The following is an 18282-nucleotide window of genomic DNA, read 5'->3' on the forward strand; positions in this document are numbered from 1 at the left end:
CCTAACAAGGTCCAAAGACCGATCCGGGAACAGGTTCTAATCGCCCAAGGAGCATTGAGATGTCATTGAGGAACATGAGGATCGGTCTGCGTGCCAGTCTGAGTTTTGGGGTTTTGGCCAGCTTGCTGGTGATCGTCGGGATGTTTGGGCTGGGCCAGATGGCCAAGTTGCGGCAGAGCGCACTGGTCATCGAAGAATCGTGGATGCCGAGCATCGAGAACATTCACGACAGCGCGGCCTTCGTGGCCAGTATCCGCCTGGAGGCGTTGCGCCTGGCGACCACCGACGAATCGCGGATCCGTGACAACAGCAAAGCCCTGATCACCCGCCAGCGCACCGAGCTGCAAACCTTGCTTGACCATCACAAAACCCTGCTCAGCGGCGATGAAGAGCGCGAAATGCTCAAGCAGCTCGAAGGTAACGTGAATGCCTACCTGACCCTCGTCGCGCAGATTGTTGCCCTGGTGGACAAAGACCAGCAACAGGACGCCATCGATCTGCTCAACAGCCGCCTGGCGCCACAGGGCGTGATCCTCAACAAAAGCCTGGAGGACATGATCACCTTCAACCAGAGCGGTGTGGAGACCGCCGTGGACTCCGCCGCGCAAACCTATTCCAGCGCGCAGTGGATCGTAGGTTCGATCATCGTGTTCGCGCTGATCGCCACCTTGCTGCTGGCCTGGCTGCTGACCCGCAGCATCACCGCCCCGCTCGGCCAGGCCCTGAACGTGGCACGCACCATTGCCGGCGGCGACTTGAGCCAGCCGATCGCCGTCAGCGGCAAGGACGAACCCGCGCAATTGCTCACGGCGTTGGCCACCATGCAGGCGCAGTTGCAAGGCACTATCCGTGGCATCAGCGAGTCGGCGCAGCAGCTGGCGTCTGCGGCCGAAGAGATGAGTTCGGTGATGGAACAAAGCACCCGAGGGCTGCAAGCGCAGAACGACGAGATCGAACAGGCCGCCACCGCCGTGACCGAAATGAGCGCGGCCGTGGACGAAGTGGCGGGCAATGCGGTGTCCAGCGCCGAGGCGTCCCAGGCCTCCGACGAGGACAGCAAGCACGGCCACTACCAGATCAGCGAAACCATCAGCTCGATCCAGAACCTGGTAGACGAAGTACTCGGTGCTTCAAACAAAGCCGAAGGCCTGGCGGTACAGGCCCAGGACATCAGCAAGGTGCTGGAAGTGATCCGTGGCATTGCCGGGCAGACCAACCTGCTGGCGCTCAACGCCGCCATTGAAGCCGCCCGCGCGGGCGAAGCCGGCCGTGGTTTTGCCGTTGTCGCCGATGAAGTGCGCTCCCTGGCGCAGCGCACCCAGGATTCTACTGAAGAAATCGAGCAGATGATCACCGGTATCCAGCAGGGCACCCAAGATACCGTCGAAGCCTTGAACAGCAGCGCCGAGCATGCCGGCCAGACCCTGCAACGGGCCAACAGTGCCGGCACTGCCCTGGAGAAAATCACCGCAGCCATCTCACAAATCAGTCAGCGCAACCTGGTGATCGCCAGCGCCGCCGAACAGCAGGCGCTGGTAGCGCGCGATGTGGACCGCAGCCTGGTGAACATCCGCGACCTGTCGACCCAGACAGCCGCCGGCGCCACCCAGACGTCGGCGGCCAGTCAGGAATTGTCGCGCCTGGCGGTGGACCTGAATGGGCTGGTGACGCGGTTTGTCCTGTAATCATTGGAAGTGTCATGCAACACTCGCGGGCTGATTGAGGTAGGAGTGTTGCGTGAGACCTGTCGATAGCCTGTATTTGCTGGGGCTTGCTGCCATTTGGGGGGCGAGCTTCCTGTTCATGCGCATCATTGCGCCGGAGATCGGCACGGTGCCGACGGCGTTCTTCCGTGTGTCGATCGCCGCCGCAGGGTTGCTGGTGATTTTGGCGATGATGCGCGTGAGCTGGGATTTCCAGGGCAAGTTCAAGACGGTGTTGCTATTGGGCGTGATCAACTCCGGGATCCCGGCGACCATGTACTCGGTGGCGGCCCAGGTGTTGCCGGCGGGTTACTCGGCGATCTTCAACGCCACCACGCCGTTGATGGGTGTGTTGATCGGCGGGCTGTTTTTCAGCGAACGCCTGACGCCGTCAAAAATTGCCGGCGTGTGCCTGGGCTTGTTCGGTGTGGGTGTACTGACCCGCGCCGGGCCGGTGGCGTTTGACCTGGAATTGTTGATGGGCGCGCTGGCCTGCTTGCTGGCGACCACCTGTTATGGCTTTGCCGGGTTCCTGGCGCGACGCTGGCTGGATCAGCGCGGCGGCTTGGACAGTCGCCTGTCGGCCCTGGGCAGCATGCTCGGTGCGACGTTGTTCCTGTTACCGTTCTTCGCCTACAGCGCGATCAGCCAGCCGCCCGCGAGTTGGGGTGGGTGGCAGGTGTGGGTGTCGTTGCTGGGCTTGGGGCTGGTGTGTACGGCGTTTGCCTACATTCTTTATTTCCGCCTGCTGACGTCCATCGGGCCGGTGAAGTCGATGACCGTGACCTTCATGATCCCGCCGTTCGGCGTACTGTGGGGCGCATTGCTGCTGGATGAGCCGTTGTCGATGGCGCATCTGTATGGCGGGGTGTTGATTGCCGGGGCGTTGTGGCTGGTGTTGCGGCCGAAAAAAACCCTGTAGGCGCCCGCTAGCGGGCGCCACAGGGGAGTTGTATCAGGCTTTACGGAAAACGAAGGCCAAGCCGATGATGATCAACCCCATCCCCAGCAGGCTCAACATCGCGAGCCGGTTACCGAAGATCAGGTAATCCATCACCGCCGTCACCGCTGGCACCAGGTAAAACAGGCTGGTGACATTCACCAGGTTACCCCGGGCGATCAGGCGGTACAGCAACAAGGTGGCCAGCAATGACACCACCAACCCCATCCACAGCACCGGCAGGTAGAAACCGCTGGCGTGCTCGAAGTGGAACGGTTGGAACGGTACGAACACCGAACACAGCAGCAAGCCTGCTAGGTACTGCACCGGCAACGTACCCAGGGGGTTGTCGGTGATGCGTTTCTGCATGATCGAGCCGAAGGTCATGCTGGCCAGCGCCAATAACCCGAACAGCATCCCCGCCAACGACATGCCGGACAAACCGATACCCTGGTAGACCACCATGATCAGCCCCGCCAACCCCAGCGCCAGGCCAAACAGCCGACTCAGCGAACGCTGGCGCTCCATCAACACTACGGTGAGGATCGGCTGCACACCCATGAGGGTCGCCATCACGCCGGGGGTGACGTTGAGGTCCAGGGCCAGCAGATAGAAAATCTGATAAGCCCCCAGCAGCACCAACCCGGTTGCCGCCGCGTACCGCATGGGCTTGCCGGGACGCGGCAGTTTCAACTTGAGGATCGGTATCAGGATCACCAAGCCCACAAGGGCGATGGCAAAGCGGATCAACAGAAACGCAAAGGGTGACGCGTGGGCCAGGCCCCATTTGGAGAAGATCGCCCCGCTGCTCCACAGCAGGACAAACAGGCTCGTCGAGGCCGCCGCGGCCACGGATTGTTTCGAAAGAACAGACATGGATACCACCTGTCATCAGGCAAAAAAGCCAATTCAGCGGACGCTGAAACTCAGTAGTTTTTTTCAGGCAGGCAGACGGGAACAGCCATCAGCTGGTCAGCCCGAAATGCCAACACCCGGCGGTGATACGACTGCGTACACCGGCGTGCTACGGACAGGTGGGGGGTAGTGACTGATCTGCGCAGGCTGCTTGTCCCCGCACGGCACGACCGCAGCGTTGACCGCTGAATCGACTACCGCTGTGCGCTGGCGAGCTGGCATGGGCTGATCTTGTGTGAAGGGATAAAGAGGCTCGGACTATAACCAGCCGGTGACAGGTTTTGCAATCACCCTGAATGGAGGAGTTTTCATGTGGGCCCTGTAGGACGGGTCGCTATAATGCCGTCCAGATTTTTCCAAGGATTCCCCATGATCGCATTGCCCTGGCTGTACCTGGCGCTTCTTTCCATCGGCTATCTGCTGGCCTTGATCTACGGACAACTGGGGGTGCTGGCGGGGGTGTCCGTCGCCCTGTTGCTGATCGCCGGTTACGCCGTACGCCAGCAGCGCACGCCCTGGGCGCGCTACCTGGGTCACGGGTTGTTTATCGTCTTGGCCCTGAGCCTGGCGATGCATTGGTTGCCGGGTTTCTACAACGGGCGCGGTATTGCCCCGCAACGGCTCACCGACGATGCCGTGCCCTTCTCGATGTACCTGAACCAGGACAAACCGCTGATCGGCTTCTGGCTGTTGCTGGCCTGCCCGTGGATCGTGGCGCGGCGTTCGCTGCGCCTGTCGATCTGCGTGACCGCCCTAGCCTTGACGCTCACCGCCATCGCGGCCTTGGGCGGTGCCGCCTTGCTTGGGATGATCACATGGGCGCCGAAATGGCCGGAACAGGCCTGGCTGTGGGTGCTGAATAACCTGCTGCTGGTGACCCTGGTGGAAGAAGCGCTGTTCCGGGGTTATGTCCAGGGCGGCTTGAGCCGGCGCTTCAAACACTTGCCCTATGGCGAAAACCTCGCACTGCTGCTGGCCTCGCTATTGTTCGGGCTGGTGCACCTCGGCGCGGGCTGGCACTGGGTGTTGCTGGCGAGCATCGCCGGAGTGGGGTATGGCCTGGCGTATCGCTTTGGTGGCCTGGGTGCGGCAGTGGCCACGCACTTTGGTTTGAATCTGCTTCACTTCGGCTTGTTTACCTACCCGATGCTCGCCGGTTGATTGTTGCAAAAATAAGTTAAATAAACCGCCGTTCTTGCCGATACCCCCTGAAAGCCTTGCGGATTGAACAATCATGCGTAATAACCAACCCGTTACCCAGCGCGAACGTACCTTCCCCGCTCAGCAACGGTTGATCTCCACCACAGATGCCAAAGGCGTGATCACCTACTGCAACGACGCCTTCGTCGAAATCAGTGGGTTCTCCCGTGACGAACTGGTGCGTGCCCCGCACAATCTGGTCCGTCACCCGGACGTTCCGGCGGCGGTGTTCGCGCACATGTGGTCCACGCTCAAACAAGGCTTGCCATGGATGGGCATCGTCAAGAACCGCTGCAAGACTGGCGATCATTACTGGGTTAACGCCTATGTGACGCCGGTTTTCGAAGGCAACCAGGTGGTCGGCTACGAATCGGTGCGCATCAAGCCCACCGCCGAGCAGATCCGCCGGGCCGAAGCGCTCTACCACCGCATCAACCAAGGCAAGTCAGCGATCCCTCAGCGGGACAAGTGGCTGCCGGTGCTGCAGGACTGGCTGCCGTTTATCCTGGTGAGCCAGTTGAGCTTCATGATCGGCGCGTCCCTCAACTCCCACTGGGGCTTTGCCCTGGCGGCGGGGCTGTCGGTGCCATTGGGCCTGCTGGGCCTGAGCTGGCAACAGCGCGGCCTCAAGCGGTTGCTGCGCCTGGCCGAACAGACCACCTCCGACCCGCTGATCGCGCAGATGTACACCGACAGCCGTGGCGCCCAGGCGCGGCTGGAGATGTCGATCCTCAGCCAGGAGGCACGTCTGAAGACCTGTCTGACGCGCTTGCAGGACACCGCCGAACACCTCAACGATCAGGCGGCGCAGTCCAACACTCTGGCGCATAACAGCTCCAGCGGTTTGGAGCGCCAGCGCGTCGAGACTGAGCAGGTGGCGACCGCCGTCAACCAGATGGCTGCCACCACCCAGGAAGTCGCCAGCCACGTGCAGCGCACCGCCGATGCGACCCAGGAGGCTAACCGCCTGACCGGTCGCGGCCGCGATATCGCCGGGGAAACCCGCGAGGCGATTCAGCGCCTGTCCGTAGCCGTGGGTGAGACCGGCGTGACCGTGACCCAACTGGCCAAGGACAGTGATGAGATCGGCGGCGTGGTCGACGTGATCAAAGGCATTGCCGACCAGACCAACCTACTGGCACTGAACGCGGCCATTGAAGCGGCACGCGCCGGTGAAATGGGCCGGGGTTTTGCGGTGGTCGCGGACGAAGTCCGTCAACTGGCACAACGCACGGCTGAATCGACCGGGCAGATCCATGCCCTGATCGCCAAGCTGCAACAGACTGCCGCCGCCGCCGTGCAAACCATGGACGCCGGGCACCGCCAGGCTGAAGAAGGTGTGGCACGGGTGATGGAGGCGGATCAGGCGTTGGTGGGCATCAGTGAGGCGGTGGCGCATATCACCGACATGACCACGCAGATCGCGGCGGCAACTGAAGAGCAAAGCTCGGTGGCCGAAGAGATCAGCCGTAACATCAGCACCATTGCGTTGCTGGCGGATCAGACGTCGGAGCAGGCGTTGAATTCGGCGCAGTTGAGTGAAGAGCTGACCCATACCGCGAATACCCAGTATTCGCTGGTGGAGCGGTTCAACCGGTAAACCGCTATCGCAGGCAAGCCAGCTTGTGTCTTCAAGATCTCTTAAACTCAGAAGGGTGAGAGCAGTGGATGGCAGACTGAAAGCCAGCGGTGCTTAAAGCACGAGTGGGAGCCAAGTCGCCATCCACCTCTCACTCTGACCAGAAGCCCGAACAGTTGGATGAGCGGCAAAACTCGAAATCACAAGCTAGGGATAGGTCAGAGTGCTCTCACTTCTTGAGTGTAAGAGGGTTTGGCGATGATTTCCTACTATGTTGGTCTCGATGTTTCGAAAGCGACTGTGGATGTGGGGTTTCTTCCTGCGAATTACACGCAGTTTCAGGTCAGTAATGACCTTGAGGGCTTCACTCGGCTGATCACATGCCTGAACGAGCTTGAGGTGGGAAGGGTCTTGCTTGAAGCCACCGGCGGCTATGAAAGGGCATTGCTCAGAGCCTTGCGGTTGGAGGGTTTGAATGTCTTTCGCGTCAATCCAAAACGCGCTCGCGACTATGCGAGAGCAATGGGCAAGATAGCTAAAACCGATAAGATCGATGCTCAGATGCTGGCGAAATTTGCGAGAGATTTCGAGGACTTGCCGCATGTTGAACCGAATAAGGATCGGGATGAGCTGGGCGAATTGCTCAAGCTGCGAGGCAGCTTGGTCAAGAGCCGGGACAGCGACAAGCGCCGGATGAAGCAAACCACATGCGCTAAAGCCATATCCACTTACACCGATCACATCGCTTACCTGGAGGGCCAGATCAAGTCATTGGGTAAGGAGATTGAGGATGCCTCGACCGTGCTGGATCAGGAGAAAGCCAGACGACTGAGGTCGGTGAAAGGGATCGGAGCCATCACCTGCGGAACGCTCTTGGCATTTCTTCCTGAGCTTGGAACCGTGTCGGGACGCAAGATTGCGGCTTTGGCAGGGTTAGCGCCCTACAACAACGATAGCGGCAAGAAGAGCGGCCCTAGATCAATCGAGGGCGGGCGCTATACGGTGCGTGGCGCAACCTATATGTCGACCTGGTCAATGGTTCAGCACGATCCGCAAGTCAAAGCCGAATATGAGGCTCTGCGAGCGCGAGGCAAGCTTGCGAAGGTCGCTGTTGTGGCATGCATGCGAAAGCTCTTGATTCGTCTAAACGCAATGCTGCGAGATGGCACGGGTTGGAGAGAGCAGAAATCTCAGGTCCCCGCAGCCTGATAACAAATGAGGGGCACTTTACTGAAGCGCGGGCTTCGCCAGTAATACCGCTACGCGGTATTACTGGCGAAGCCATGTCCGAAAGGATTATTTTTAAAATAAATCCTCAAAGACAGTTGCTCCCACACTGGACTGGGTTCACAGATTTTGATGTGTGAATGCATTCAAATGTGGGAGCTGGCTTGCCTGCGAAGAGGCCCTAACAGCCGCCGAGAAATTCAGCCACTCTCACCGCCGAAGCCTCCAAATGCTGCGCATGACTGAACCCCGACGCCTTCAACGGCTTCAAGTCATGATCCCCCGCCACCAGCCACATCACCTCGATGCTCGGCGACAACGCATACCCCTCAACCGCAACCCGATTGCCCAACGCATCCCGCTCGCCTTGCACAATCAGAGTCGGCGTCTTCAACCCAGCCAGATGCTCAGTCCTCGGTTTCTCCGGTTTACCCACCGCATAAAACGGATACCCCAGGCACACCAACCCGTCCGCGACCAGTTCATCCGCCAACAAACTGGCCATGCGCCCGCCCATGGATTTGCCGCCAATCGCCAGCTTCCCAGCGACATGACGTCGCACCTCGGCCACCACCTCGCGCCAGGTTTCCAGCAGTTTCGGTGCCGGGTTGGGTGGGCGTTTGCCGCCGTCGACACGGCGCTGGGCCATGTAGGAAAATTCGAAGCGCAACACGTTGACGCCATGCCCGGCAAGGCGTGCAGCCATGTCGTTCATGAAGGATGAGTCCATCGGTGCACCGGCGCCGTGGGCCAGGATCAGCGTCACAGGTGTACCTCCTGCAACGTCCGCCGCGATATCCCACAACCAGCCGCGTTCCCGCACACACTGCGCCCATTGATCCCCGTCAATACTGGCCTTGTGCTCTTTGCCCATGCTTGCCTCGCTTTTTAGTCTGCCTATAACTCCAGCCCAAGTGCCGCATTGGCTTGGGTTGAACCGTGGATGGGGAACCATGAACACTACATTAAGTACCGCCTATAATTACAAGGTGGTCCGCCAATTCGCCATTATGACGGTGGTGTGGGGCATCGTCGGCATGGGGCTCGGGGTTTTTCTCGCCGCCCAATTGGTCTGGCCTGCTCTCAACTTCGACTTGCCGTGGACCAGCTTCGGTCGCCTGCGCCCGTTGCACACCAACGCGGTAATCTTCGCCTTTGGCGGCTGCGCGCTGTTCGCCAGCTCCTTCTATTCGGTGCAACGCACCTGCCAGACCCAGCTGTTCGCGCCGAAGATCGCCGCGTTCTGCTTCTGGGGCTGGCAGCTGGTCATCCTGTTGGCTGCCATCTCCTTGCCGCTGGGCTACACCAGCTCCAAGGAATACGCCGAGCTGGAATGGCCGATCGACATCCTCATCACCATCGTCTGGGTGGCCTACGCCATCGTGTTCTTCGGCACGGTGATGAAGCGCAACACCAAGCACATCTACGTCGGTAACTGGTTCTTCGGTGCGTTCATCATCACCGTGGCCATCCTGCATATCGTCAACAACCTGGAAATCCCGGTCAGCCTGACCAAGTCCTACTCCCTCTACGGCGGTGCGACGGATGCCATGGTGCAGTGGTGGTACGGGCATAACGCGGTAGGCTTTTTCCTCACCGCCGGCTTCCTGGGGATGATGTACTACTTCGTGCCCAAGCAAGCCGAGCGTCCGGTGTATTCCTATCGCTTGTCCATCGTGCACTTCTGGGCGCTGATCACCCTGTACATCTGGGCAGGTCCCCACCACTTGCACTACACCGCGCTGCCGGACTGGGCACAGTCCCTGGGTATGGTGATGTCGCTGGTGCTGCTGGCGCCGAGCTGGGGCGGCATGATCAACGGCATGATGACCTTGTCGGGCGCCTGGCATAAGTTGCGCAGCGACCCGATCCTGCGCTTCCTGGTCGTCTCTCTGGCCTTCTACGGCATGTCGACGTTCGAAGGCCCGATGATGGCGATCAAGACCGTCAACGCCCTCTCCCACTACACCGACTGGACCATCGGCCACGTACACGCCGGAGCGCTCGGTTGGGTGGCGATGATCTCCATCGGCGCGCTGTACCACATGATCCCGAAAGTCTTCGGCCGCGAGCAGATGTACAGCCTCGGCCTGATCAACGCGCATTTCTGGCTGGCCACCATCGGCACCGTGCTCTACATCGCCTCGATGTGGGTCAACGGCATCGCCCAGGGCCTGATGTGGCGTGCGGTCAACGAAGACGGCACCTTGACCTACTCCTTCGTCGAAACCCTGGTGGCCAGCCACCCTGGCTTCATCGTGCGGCTGGTGGGCGGTGCGGTGTTCCTCTGCGGCATGTTCCTGATGGCTTACAACACCTGGCGCACCGTGCGTTCGGCGCAGCCCGTCGAAGCCACTACCACTGCGCAGCTGGCCTGAGGAGTCTGTGATGAAACACGAAACGATTGAAAAGAACGTCGGCCTGCTGATGCTGCTCATGGTACTGGCCGTGAGCATCGGCGGCCTGACCCAGATCGTCCCGCTGTTCTTCCAGGACGTCACCAACAAGCCGGTGGAGGGCATGAAGCCCTACACCGCGCTGCAACTGGAAGGCCGTGACATCTACATCCGCGAAGGCTGTGTGCAGTGCCACTCGCAGATGATCCGCCCTTTCCGCGCCGAGACCGAACGCTACGGCCACTACTCGGTCGCCGGTGAAAGTGTGTGGGACCACCCGTTCCTGTGGGGCTCCAAGCGCACCGGGCCGGACCTGGCCCGCGTCGGCGCGCGCTACTCGGATGACTGGCACCGCGCGCACTTGTACAACCCGCGCAACGTGGTGCCCGAGTCGAAAATGCCGGCCTACCCCTGGCTGGTCACCGCCGCCGTCGACAGCAGCCACACCGAGACCAAGTTGAAAGTGATGCGCACCCTCGGCGTGCCTTACACCGACGACGACATCAGTGGCGCCGTCGCCAGCCTCAAGGGCAAGACCGAGATGGACGCCCTGGTGTCGTACCTGCAAGTGCTCGGCACTGCCATCAAGAGCAAGAGGTGAGCCATGGGATTTGAATTCGACGCGGGCACCATCCGCGGCCTCGGCACGCTGGTGGTCGCCATCGCCTTTATCGGCCTGTCGCTGTGGGTGTTCAACAACCGGCGCAATGCGGAATTCGAGCAGGCACGCCTGCTGCCGTTCGCCGATGAACCTTCTCCATCCGACGCTCAAGAAGAGCTTGCAATAAGGAGCACTCGGCCATGACCCTATTCTGGAGTACATGGATCTGCGTACTGACCCTCGGCAGCCTGATCGGCCTGACCTGGCTGTTGATCGGCACCCGCAAGGGCGAGACCAAGGGCAGTGTGGACCAGACCATGGGCCACGCCTTCGACGGGATCGAGGAGTACGACAACCCCCTGCCCCAGTGGTGGTTCATGCTGTTCGCCGGCACCCTGGTGTTTGCGGTCGGCTACTTGATCCTCTATCCGGGCCTGGGCAACTGGAAAGGCGTGTTGCCGGGTTATGAAGACGGCTGGACCCAGACCAAGGAATGGGACAAGGAAATGGCCAAGGCCGACGCCAAGTTCGGGCCGATCTTCGCCAAATTCTCGGCCATGCCCGTGGAAGAAGTGGCCAAGGACCCGCAAGCGCTGAAAATGGGCGGCCGCCTGTTCGCCTCCAACTGCGCGGTGTGCCACGGCTCGGATGCCAAGGGCGCGTTTGGTTTCCCGAACCTGGCGGACAATATCTGGCGTTGGGGCGGTTCGGCCGAAGCGATCAAGACCACCATCCTGAATGGCCGCCATGCGGCGATGCCGGCCTGGGGTGACATGCTTGGTGATGAAGGGGTGAAAAACGTCGCGGCCTATGTTCGTCACGACGTGGCCAAGCTGCCTCTACCGGCCGACAACAGCGCCGACCTGGCCGCCGGCAAAGCGGCGTTCAACAGCACCTGTGTTGCCTGCCACGGTCCGGAAGGCCACGGCATGGAAGCCATGGGCGCGCCAGACCTGACCAAACCGGCCGGCTACATCTACGGCACCAGCCTCGCGCAGTTGCAGCAGACCATCCGCCACGGCCGCCAAGGCCAGATGCCGGCGCAGGAAGTGTTGCAAGGCAATGACAAGGTGCACCTGTTGGCCGCCTATGTTTACAGCCTGTCCCACAACGCTGATGGCGCAACGCCAGAAAGCCAGCCTGAGTAACCGCTGAGCGCTGCCCCAATCTGGGGCAGCCGCTCTACCTGGCTAGCGACCAAGTGTCGCACCCTTCCAAAGCACAACTTTCCCCTCCTCACTTTCGGGTCTACGCTTGTTCCCACAGCGGACCAATCCTGGCGTACGCGACGGCATTCGTTGCGACCCCAAAATTTTCCTGTCCACTCGATCAGCTTTCGATTTCGGATTTTGTCCTTACGCCAAACATGGAAAGGGCGCAGAATCTGGCGTGGAACGCATTGATACAGGTCAGCCATTGCGTTGCAATGGCCCCTCGCTTTCTACATACTTGCGGCCGATTTTACCTATAAAAAAACCTAAACCGTGGAACCTTAGAATGAGCACAGCAATCAGTCCGACTGCTTATAACTATAAGGTAGTCCGCCAGTTCGCCATCATGACGGTGGTCTGGGGGATCCTTGGCATGGGGCTCGGGGTGTTCATCGCCTCGCAACTGGTTTGGCCGGAATTGAATTTCGGTTTGCCATGGACGACCTTTGGCCGCCTGCGCCCGCTGCACACCAACCTGGTGATCTTCGCCTTCGGTGGCTGTGCATTGTTTGCCACCTCCTACTATGTCGTGCAGCGAACCTGCCAGACGCGACTGATCTCCGACAGCCTCGCGGCCTTCACCTTCTGGGGTTGGCAAGCGGTCATCGTGAGCGCGATCGTCACCCTGCCCCTGGGCTACACCACCACCAAGGAATACGCCGAGCTGGAATGGCCGATCGCCATTTTGCTCGCCATCGTGTGGGTGACCTACGCCGTGGTGTTCTTCGGCACCATCGTCAAGCGCAAGACCAAGCACATCTACGTGGGCAACTGGTTCTACGGCGCCTTCATCCTGGTGACGGCGATGCTGCACATCGTCAACCACGCGTCGTTGCCGGTGAGCCTGTTCAAGTCCTACTCGGCCTACGCCGGGGCCACGGATGCGATGATCCAGTGGTGGTACGGCCACAACGCCGTGGGTTTCTTCCTGACCACCGGTTTCCTGGGGATGATGTACTACTTCGTGCCCAAACAGGCCGAACGTCCTATTTACTCGTATCGTTTGTCCATCGTGCACTTCTGGGCGCTGATCACCCTGTACATCTGGGCAGGTCCGCACCACTTGCACTACACCGCGCTGCCGGATTGGGCGCAGTCGCTGGGCATGGCGATGTCGATCATTCTGCTGGCCCCGAGCTGGGGCGGCATGATCAACGGCATGATGACCCTGTCGGGCGCGTGGCATAAATTGCGCACTGACCCGATCCTGCGCTTTCTGGTGGTGTCGCTGGCGTTCTACGGCATGTCGACCTTTGAAGGCCCGATGATGGCGATCAAGACCGTCAACTCGCTGTCCCACTACACCGACTGGACCATCGGCCACGTACACGCCGGCGCTCTCGGCTGGGTAGCGATGATCTCGATCGGCGCGATCTACCACATGATCCCCCGACTGTTCGGCCGCGTGCAGATGCACAGCGTCGCGCTGATCAACACGCACTTCTGGCTGGCCACCATCGGCACCGTGCTCTACATCGCCTCGATGTGGGTCAACGGCATCACCCAGGGTCTGATGTGGCGTGCGATCAACGATGACGGCACCCTCACCTACTCCTTCGTCGAAGCGCTGCAAGCCAGCCACCCGGGCTACATCGTCCGCGCCCTGGGCGGTGCGTTCTTTGCCGCCGGTATGCTCTTCATGGCCTACAACGTCTGGCGCACCGTGCGTGCCTCCGACCCTGCAGAAGCCGAAGCCGCCGCCAAGATCGCCGTTGTGGGAGCCCACTGATGAAGCATGAAGTAGTCGAGAAGAATATCGGCCTGCTGGCCTTCTTCATGGTCATCGCCGTGAGTATCGGCGGCCTGACCCAGATCGTTCCGCTGTTTTTCCAGGACGTGACCAACAAGCCGGTCGAAGGCATGAAGCCGCGCACCGCTCTTGAACTGGAAGGCCGCGACGTCTACATCGCCAACGGCTGTGTCGGCTGCCACTCGCAGATGATCCGCCCGTTCCGCGCCGAAACCGAACGCTACGGCCACTACTCGGTCGCTGGCGAAAGCGTGTGGGACCACCCGTTCCTGTGGGGTTCCAAGCGCACCGGCCCGGACCTGGCCCGTGTCGGCGGTCGTTACTCCGATGACTGGCAACGTGCGCACTTGTACAACCCGCGCAACGTGGTGCCTGAGTCGAAAATGCCGGCGTACCCGTTCCTCGTGGAAAACAAGCTCGACGGCAAGGACACCGCGAAGAAGATGGAAGTCCTGCGCACCCTGGGCGTGCCCTACACCGACGAAGACATCGCCGGTGCAGCCGCAGCCGTGAAGGGCAAGACCGAAATGGACGCATTGGTGGCCTACCTGCAAGGCCTGGGCACCATCATCAAAAGCAAACGGTGATTCTTCATGGATATCGGGATGATTCGTGGCCTGGGCACCGTTGTGGTGATGGTGGCCTTTATCGGCCTGGCGTTGTGGGTGTTCAGCCCCAAGCGCAAGGCGGAGTTTGAAGACGCGACCTTGCTGCCCTTTGCGGATGATCCCGAAGCCATCAAGCACGTCGAGCAAGCTTCTAGGAGTAACAAAGAATGACTACGTTCTGGAGTCTGTACGTCACAGTCCTCAGTCTGGGTACCATCTTCGCCCTGACCTGGCTACTGCTGTCGACCCGCAAGGGCCAGCGCGCCGAGCAAACCGACGAGACCGTCGGCCACTCGTTCGACGGCATCGAGGAGTACGACAACCCGCTGCCGAAATGGTGGTTCATGCTGTTCGTCGGCACCATCATCTTCGCCCTCGGCTACCTGGCGCTGTACCCCGGCCTGGGCAACTGGAAAGGCCTGCTGCCGGGCTACAACTACCTCGACACCGAAAAGCAAACCCCCTTCGCCAACGGCCAGACCGGCTGGACCGGCGTACACGAATGGGAAAAGGAAATGGCCAAGTCGGACGCCAAGTTCGGTCCGATCTTCGCCAAATTCGCGTCGATGCCGATTGAAGAAGTGGCCAAGGACCCGCAAGCCTTGAAAATGGGCGGCCGCCTGTTCGCCTCCAACTGCTCGGTGTGCCACGGTTCCGACGCCAAAGGCGCGTATGGCTTCCCTAACTTGACCGACGCCGACTGGCGTTGGGGTGGCGAGCCGGCCATCATCAAGGAAACCATCATGAAGGGCCGCCATGCGGTGATGCCGGCCTGGCTGGATATCCTCAAGGAACAAGGCGTCAGCGACGTCGCCGCGTTCGTGGTCACCAACCTCGACGGCCGCAAGCTGCCCGAAGGCGTGAAAGCCGATGTGGCCAACGGTGAAAAACTCTTTGCTGCCAACTGCGTGGCCTGCCACGGCCCGGCCGGTAAAGGCACCCCAGCCATGGGTGCGCCTGACCTGACCCACCCCGGTGCGTTCATCTACGGTTCGAGCTTCGCCCAACTGCAACAGACCATCCGCTGGGGTCGCCAGGGCCAGATGCCGGCGCAGGAACAACTGCAAGGCAATGACAAGGTGCACTTGCTGGCGGCGTATGTGTACAGCTTGTCCCATGGGGATAAGAAGGCTGAAGAGCAGTAAGCCCTCGAAACATCAAAGCCCCGCTCAGCGAAAGCTGGCGGGGCTTTGTTCATTCTGGCTCTCGGGGTTATGTCAGCAGGAACCCACTACCACTTGTAGCCTCACACTTGCGGTTTGTGACAGCCAAGTAGTAACGTAACTACATCCAGTCTAACGAAGGGGGAGCACCCCATGACCATCACCACCATTTCCAGCCGCGAATTCAACCAAGACACAAGTGGTGCCAAAAAAGCAGCCCGCCAAGGGCCGGTTTTTATCACTGATCGCGGCAAGCCGGCCCATGTACTGCTAAGCATTGAGGACTACCAGAAACTGACAGGGCTCAATGCCGACATCGTTGATCTGCTAGTGATGCCAGAAGCGGCCGATATCGACTTCGAAACCGAACGCGGCGTGATCACTCATCGACCTGTGGACCTCTCTTGATGTACCTACTCGACACCAACGTTATTTCTGAACTTCGCAAACCCCATGCCGACGCAAAGGTGGTCGCATGGGCAAAAAGTGTCATCGCTCCACGTATGTTTATCTCTGCGATAACGCTTAAAGAATTGGAGACCGGGGTCTTGCGTATCGAGCGCCGAGACCCGGCACAAGGCAAGGTGCTAAGAACTTGGCTCAAGCGCCATGTAATGCCCGCTTTTGATTCCAGGATTCTGCCGGTGGATACCGCAGTCGCCCTGCGTTGTGCACATCTGCATGTGCCTGACCGGACCAATGAAAGTGATGCACTGATCGCCGCTACCGCTCTGGTTCACGGGCTGACCGTCGTGACGCGCAACACCAGCGATTTCAAATCCAGCGGCGTCCCACTGATCAATCCGTGGGACGAATGACCTCCTTACTCACCAAAACCGGCCATACTTCCCAAGTCAATTGATCCAGATCACGTACACCATCAATTGATTTCCCCCAACGCGACCAAAGGTCGCACCCTTTGCACTGCATCGGGGGCGTATCATTAGGCCACTGCAAGACCCCTAATTTGACCCCGGTTGGCACGTACTGGCCGAGGCAAATCTCCACCGCCGTGGGATGCAATGATGAGCGACCAAATACCGGTACATGACGTTACCCCGCCTGCCAAAACTGTCGACCTCTACGCCTCGCGAGAGAAGATCTACACCCGTGCCTTCACTGGCCTGTTCCGCAATCTGCGCATGCTCGGCGGGGCCGGTCTGTTCCTGCTTTACTTCGGCACGGTGTGGCTGAACTGGGGTGGCCACCAGGCCGTGTGGTGGAACCTGCCGGAGCGTAAATTCTTTATTTTCGGCGCGACTTTCTGGCCCCAGGATTTCATCCTGCTGTCGGGCATTCTTATCGTCGCCGCATTTGGCCTGTTCTTTATCACCGTGTACGCCGGTCGTGTGTGGTGCGGTTATACCTGCCCGCAAAGCGTGTGGACGTGGATCTTCATGTGGTGCGAAAAGGTCACCGAAGGCGACCGCAACCAGCGCATCAAGCTCGACAAAGCCCCCATGGGCGCCAATAAATTCCTGCGCAAATTCAGCAAGCACAGCCTGTGGCTGCTGATCGGTTTTGTCACCGGCATGACCTTTGTCGGCTATTTCTCGCCGATTCGCGAACTGGTGTTCGACTTCTTCACCGGCCAGGCCGATGGCTGGTCATATTTCTGGGTGGGTTTCTTCACCCTCGCCACCTACGGCAACGCCGGCTGGCTGCGCGAACAGGTGTGCATCTACATGTGCCCGTACGCGCGTTTCCAGAGCGTGATGTTCGACAAGGACACCCTGATCGTTTCCTACGATCCGCGCCGTGGCGAGCTGCGTGGCCCGCGCAAAAAAGGCGTCGACTACAAGGCCCAAGGCCTCGGCGATTGCATCGACTGCACGATGTGCGTGCAGGTGTGCCCGACCGGTATCGACATCCGCGACGGCCTGCAGATCGAGTGCATCGGCTGCGCCGCATGCATCGACGCCTGCGACAACATCATGGACAAGATGGAGTACCCGCGCGGCCTGATCAGCTACACCACCGAGCACAACCTGTCGGGGCAGAAAACCCACAAGCTGCGCCCGCGCCTGATTGGTTATGCATTGGTGCTGCTGGCGATGATCAGCCTATTGGTGGCCGCGTTCTTCATGCGCTCGCTGGTGGGTTTCGACGTGAGCAAGGACCGCGTGCTGTACCGCGAAAACGCCGAAGGCCGCATCGAAAACGTCTACAGCTTGAAGATCATGAACAAGGACCAGCGCGACCACACCTATGTGCTCGACGCCGCAGGCTTGCCCGACCTCAAGCTGCAAGGCCGCCGCGAAATCAGGGTGGCCGCCGGCGATATCGTCAGCATGCCGGTCGAGCTGTCGAGTGCGCCGGAACAGTTGCCGTCGAGCACCAACGAGGTGAAATTCATCCTCACCGATGCCGATGACGCCAGCGTCCATATTGAAGCCAAGAGCCGATTCATCGGCCCACAAGTTCGTTAGAAGAGAGCAGAACCATGTCCGTAGCCACTGCCGCAAGCCCCTGGTACAAGCACCTCTGGCCTTGGATCATCATTGGGATCCTCGCCTGTTCGGTGACCTTGACCCTGTCCATGGTGACCATCGCGGTGAACAACCCGGACAACCTGGTCAACGACAACTACTACGAGGCCGGCAAAGGCATCAACCGCTCCCTGGACCGCGAACTGCTGGCCCAGACCCTGCAACTGCGCGCCAAGGTGCACCTGGATGAGCTGACCGGTGAAGTCGAAGTGAACCTCACCGGCAACAGCAACCCGACCACCCTGGAATTGAACCTGATTTCCCCGACACAGCCGGAGAAGGATCGCAAGATCAACCTGGCCCGCAGCGACAGCGAACCCGGCCGCTACATCGGCCAGGTCACCGACAAAGTCGAAGGCCGTCGCTTCGTCGAGTTGCTGGGCGTCGAAGGCGACCGCACCTGGCGCATGTTCGAAGAAGAACAGGTCAGCCACGACAAGGACTTGCTGCTGGGCGATGAACCGTTGCAGGGTGCTGAAGACCTGAAAAAATAGCAGCGC

At 60.2% G+C, this 18282-nt stretch carries 19 protein-coding genes; 17 read left to right on the plus strand and 2 right to left on the minus strand.

Translation table 11 applies throughout. The annotated features are described in order from the left end of the window. Positions 1 to 74: 74 nt before the first annotated feature. Together OZ428_RS24745 and OZ428_RS24750 are read left to right on the plus strand one after the other, a co-directional pair. Positions 75 to 1685, plus strand: coding sequence for a methyl-accepting chemotaxis protein (locus tag OZ428_RS24745; protein ID WP_420492081.1), 1611 nt, complete (start codon positions 75 to 77; stop codon positions 1683 to 1685). Between the two features lie 52 nt (positions 1686 to 1737). After that, positions 1738 to 2625, plus strand: a complete 888-nt coding sequence (locus OZ428_RS24750) for a DMT family transporter (RefSeq protein ID WP_269131622.1) — start codon at positions 1738 to 1740, stop codon at positions 2623 to 2625. Between the two features lie 33 nt (positions 2626 to 2658). Here the strand turns inward: OZ428_RS24750 and OZ428_RS24755 are convergent, their stop codons facing one another. Further along, a complete protein-coding gene (locus OZ428_RS24755) occupies positions 2659 to 3519 on the minus strand; it encodes a DMT family transporter (RefSeq protein WP_269131623.1) in 861 nt (286 codons plus the stop codon). Positions 3520 to 3927: 408 nt separating this feature from the next. On the opposite strand from OZ428_RS24755, the gene OZ428_RS24760 reads away from it, so the two are divergent. From OZ428_RS24760 to OZ428_RS24770, 3 genes are all read left to right on the plus strand, one after another. After that, a complete protein-coding gene (locus OZ428_RS24760) occupies positions 3928 to 4719 on the plus strand; it encodes a CPBP family intramembrane glutamic endopeptidase (RefSeq protein WP_061449223.1) in 792 nt (263 codons plus the stop codon). A gap of 73 nt (positions 4720 to 4792) precedes the next feature. After that, the gene (locus tag OZ428_RS24765; RefSeq protein ID WP_033900592.1) at positions 4793 to 6358 is read left to right on the plus strand and encodes a methyl-accepting chemotaxis protein; all 1566 of its coding nucleotides are present in this window, start codon (positions 4793 to 4795) and stop codon (positions 6356 to 6358) included. Between the two features lie 237 nt (positions 6359 to 6595). Then, a complete protein-coding gene (locus tag OZ428_RS24770; protein ID WP_269131116.1) occupies positions 6596 to 7546 on the plus strand; it encodes a transposase in 951 nt (316 codons plus the stop codon). A gap of 199 nt (positions 7547 to 7745) precedes the next feature. On the opposite strand, the gene OZ428_RS24775 is transcribed toward OZ428_RS24770, so the two are convergent. Then, positions 7746 to 8438 carry an alpha/beta family hydrolase gene (locus tag OZ428_RS24775; RefSeq protein ID WP_269131624.1) on the minus strand — a complete coding sequence of 231 codons (693 nt, stop codon included), beginning with the start codon at positions 8436 to 8438 and terminating at the stop codon, positions 7746 to 7748. Between the two features lie 79 nt (positions 8439 to 8517). On the opposite strand from OZ428_RS24775, the gene ccoN (OZ428_RS24780) reads away from it, so the two are divergent. The 12 genes from ccoN (OZ428_RS24780) to OZ428_RS24835 all read left to right on the plus strand — a co-directional run bounded on the left by ccoN (OZ428_RS24780) (position 8518) and on the right by OZ428_RS24835 (position 18276). After that, positions 8518 to 9942, plus strand: a complete 1425-nt coding sequence (ccoN, locus tag OZ428_RS24780; protein WP_016979314.1) for a cytochrome-c oxidase, cbb3-type subunit I — start codon at positions 8518 to 8520, stop codon at positions 9940 to 9942. Positions 9943 to 9952: 10 nt separating this feature from the next. Beyond that, complete coding sequence (gene ccoO, locus OZ428_RS24785; protein ID WP_017735321.1) at positions 9953 to 10561, plus strand: cytochrome-c oxidase, cbb3-type subunit II; 609 nt, start codon at positions 9953 to 9955, stop codon at positions 10559 to 10561. 3 nt (positions 10562 to 10564) lie between these two features. Continuing rightward, entirely contained in the window at positions 10565 to 10765 is a 201-nt protein-coding gene (locus OZ428_RS24790) for a cbb3-type cytochrome oxidase subunit 3 (RefSeq protein WP_269131625.1), read from the plus strand. After that, positions 10762 to 11709, plus strand: a complete 948-nt coding sequence (ccoP, locus tag OZ428_RS24795) for a cytochrome-c oxidase, cbb3-type subunit III (RefSeq protein ID WP_269131626.1) — start codon at positions 10762 to 10764, stop codon at positions 11707 to 11709. The genes OZ428_RS24790 and ccoP (OZ428_RS24795) overlap by 4 nt, the downstream gene beginning before the upstream one ends. A 349-nt stretch (positions 11710 to 12058) precedes the next feature. Next, positions 12059 to 13501, plus strand: a complete 1443-nt coding sequence (gene ccoN / locus OZ428_RS24800; protein ID WP_233891890.1) for a cytochrome-c oxidase, cbb3-type subunit I — start codon at positions 12059 to 12061, stop codon at positions 13499 to 13501. Next, positions 13501 to 14109 carry a cytochrome-c oxidase, cbb3-type subunit II gene (ccoO, locus tag OZ428_RS24805; RefSeq protein WP_003193167.1) on the plus strand — a complete coding sequence of 203 codons (609 nt, stop codon included), beginning with the start codon at positions 13501 to 13503 and terminating at the stop codon, positions 14107 to 14109. The genes ccoN (OZ428_RS24800) and ccoO (OZ428_RS24805) overlap by 1 nt, the downstream gene beginning before the upstream one ends. A 6-nt stretch (positions 14110 to 14115) precedes the next feature. Continuing rightward, positions 14116 to 14301 carry a cbb3-type cytochrome oxidase subunit 3 gene (locus OZ428_RS24810; RefSeq protein ID WP_269131628.1) on the plus strand — a complete coding sequence of 62 codons (186 nt, stop codon included), beginning with the start codon at positions 14116 to 14118 and terminating at the stop codon, positions 14299 to 14301. Continuing rightward, entirely contained in the window at positions 14298 to 15275 is a 978-nt protein-coding gene (gene ccoP, locus OZ428_RS24815; RefSeq protein WP_269131629.1) for a cytochrome-c oxidase, cbb3-type subunit III, read from the plus strand. Before OZ428_RS24810 ends, ccoP (OZ428_RS24815) begins: the two co-directional genes overlap by 4 nt. A 171-nt stretch (positions 15276 to 15446) precedes the next feature. Then, positions 15447 to 15701 carry a type II toxin-antitoxin system Phd/YefM family antitoxin gene (locus OZ428_RS24820; protein WP_038847979.1) on the plus strand — a complete coding sequence of 85 codons (255 nt, stop codon included), beginning with the start codon at positions 15447 to 15449 and terminating at the stop codon, positions 15699 to 15701. Then, entirely contained in the window at positions 15701 to 16111 is a 411-nt protein-coding gene (locus tag OZ428_RS24825; protein ID WP_269131630.1) for a type II toxin-antitoxin system VapC family toxin, read from the plus strand. The genes OZ428_RS24820 and OZ428_RS24825 overlap by 1 nt, the downstream gene beginning before the upstream one ends. Before the next feature lie 207 nt (positions 16112 to 16318). Continuing rightward, a complete protein-coding gene (gene ccoG, locus OZ428_RS24830; RefSeq protein ID WP_269131631.1) occupies positions 16319 to 17722 on the plus strand; it encodes a cytochrome c oxidase accessory protein CcoG in 1404 nt (467 codons plus the stop codon). Positions 17723 to 17736: 14 nt separating this feature from the next. Next, on the plus strand, positions 17737 to 18276 hold the full coding sequence (locus OZ428_RS24835) for a FixH family protein (protein WP_015885303.1): 540 nt from the start codon (positions 17737 to 17739) through the stop codon (positions 18274 to 18276). Positions 18277 to 18282: the final 6 nt, after the last annotated feature.

Source organism: Pseudomonas sp. GXZC (assembly GCF_026967615.1).
In the GTDB taxonomy this organism is placed as follows: Bacteria; Pseudomonadota; Gammaproteobacteria; order Pseudomonadales; family Pseudomonadaceae; genus Aquipseudomonas; species Aquipseudomonas azotoformans_A.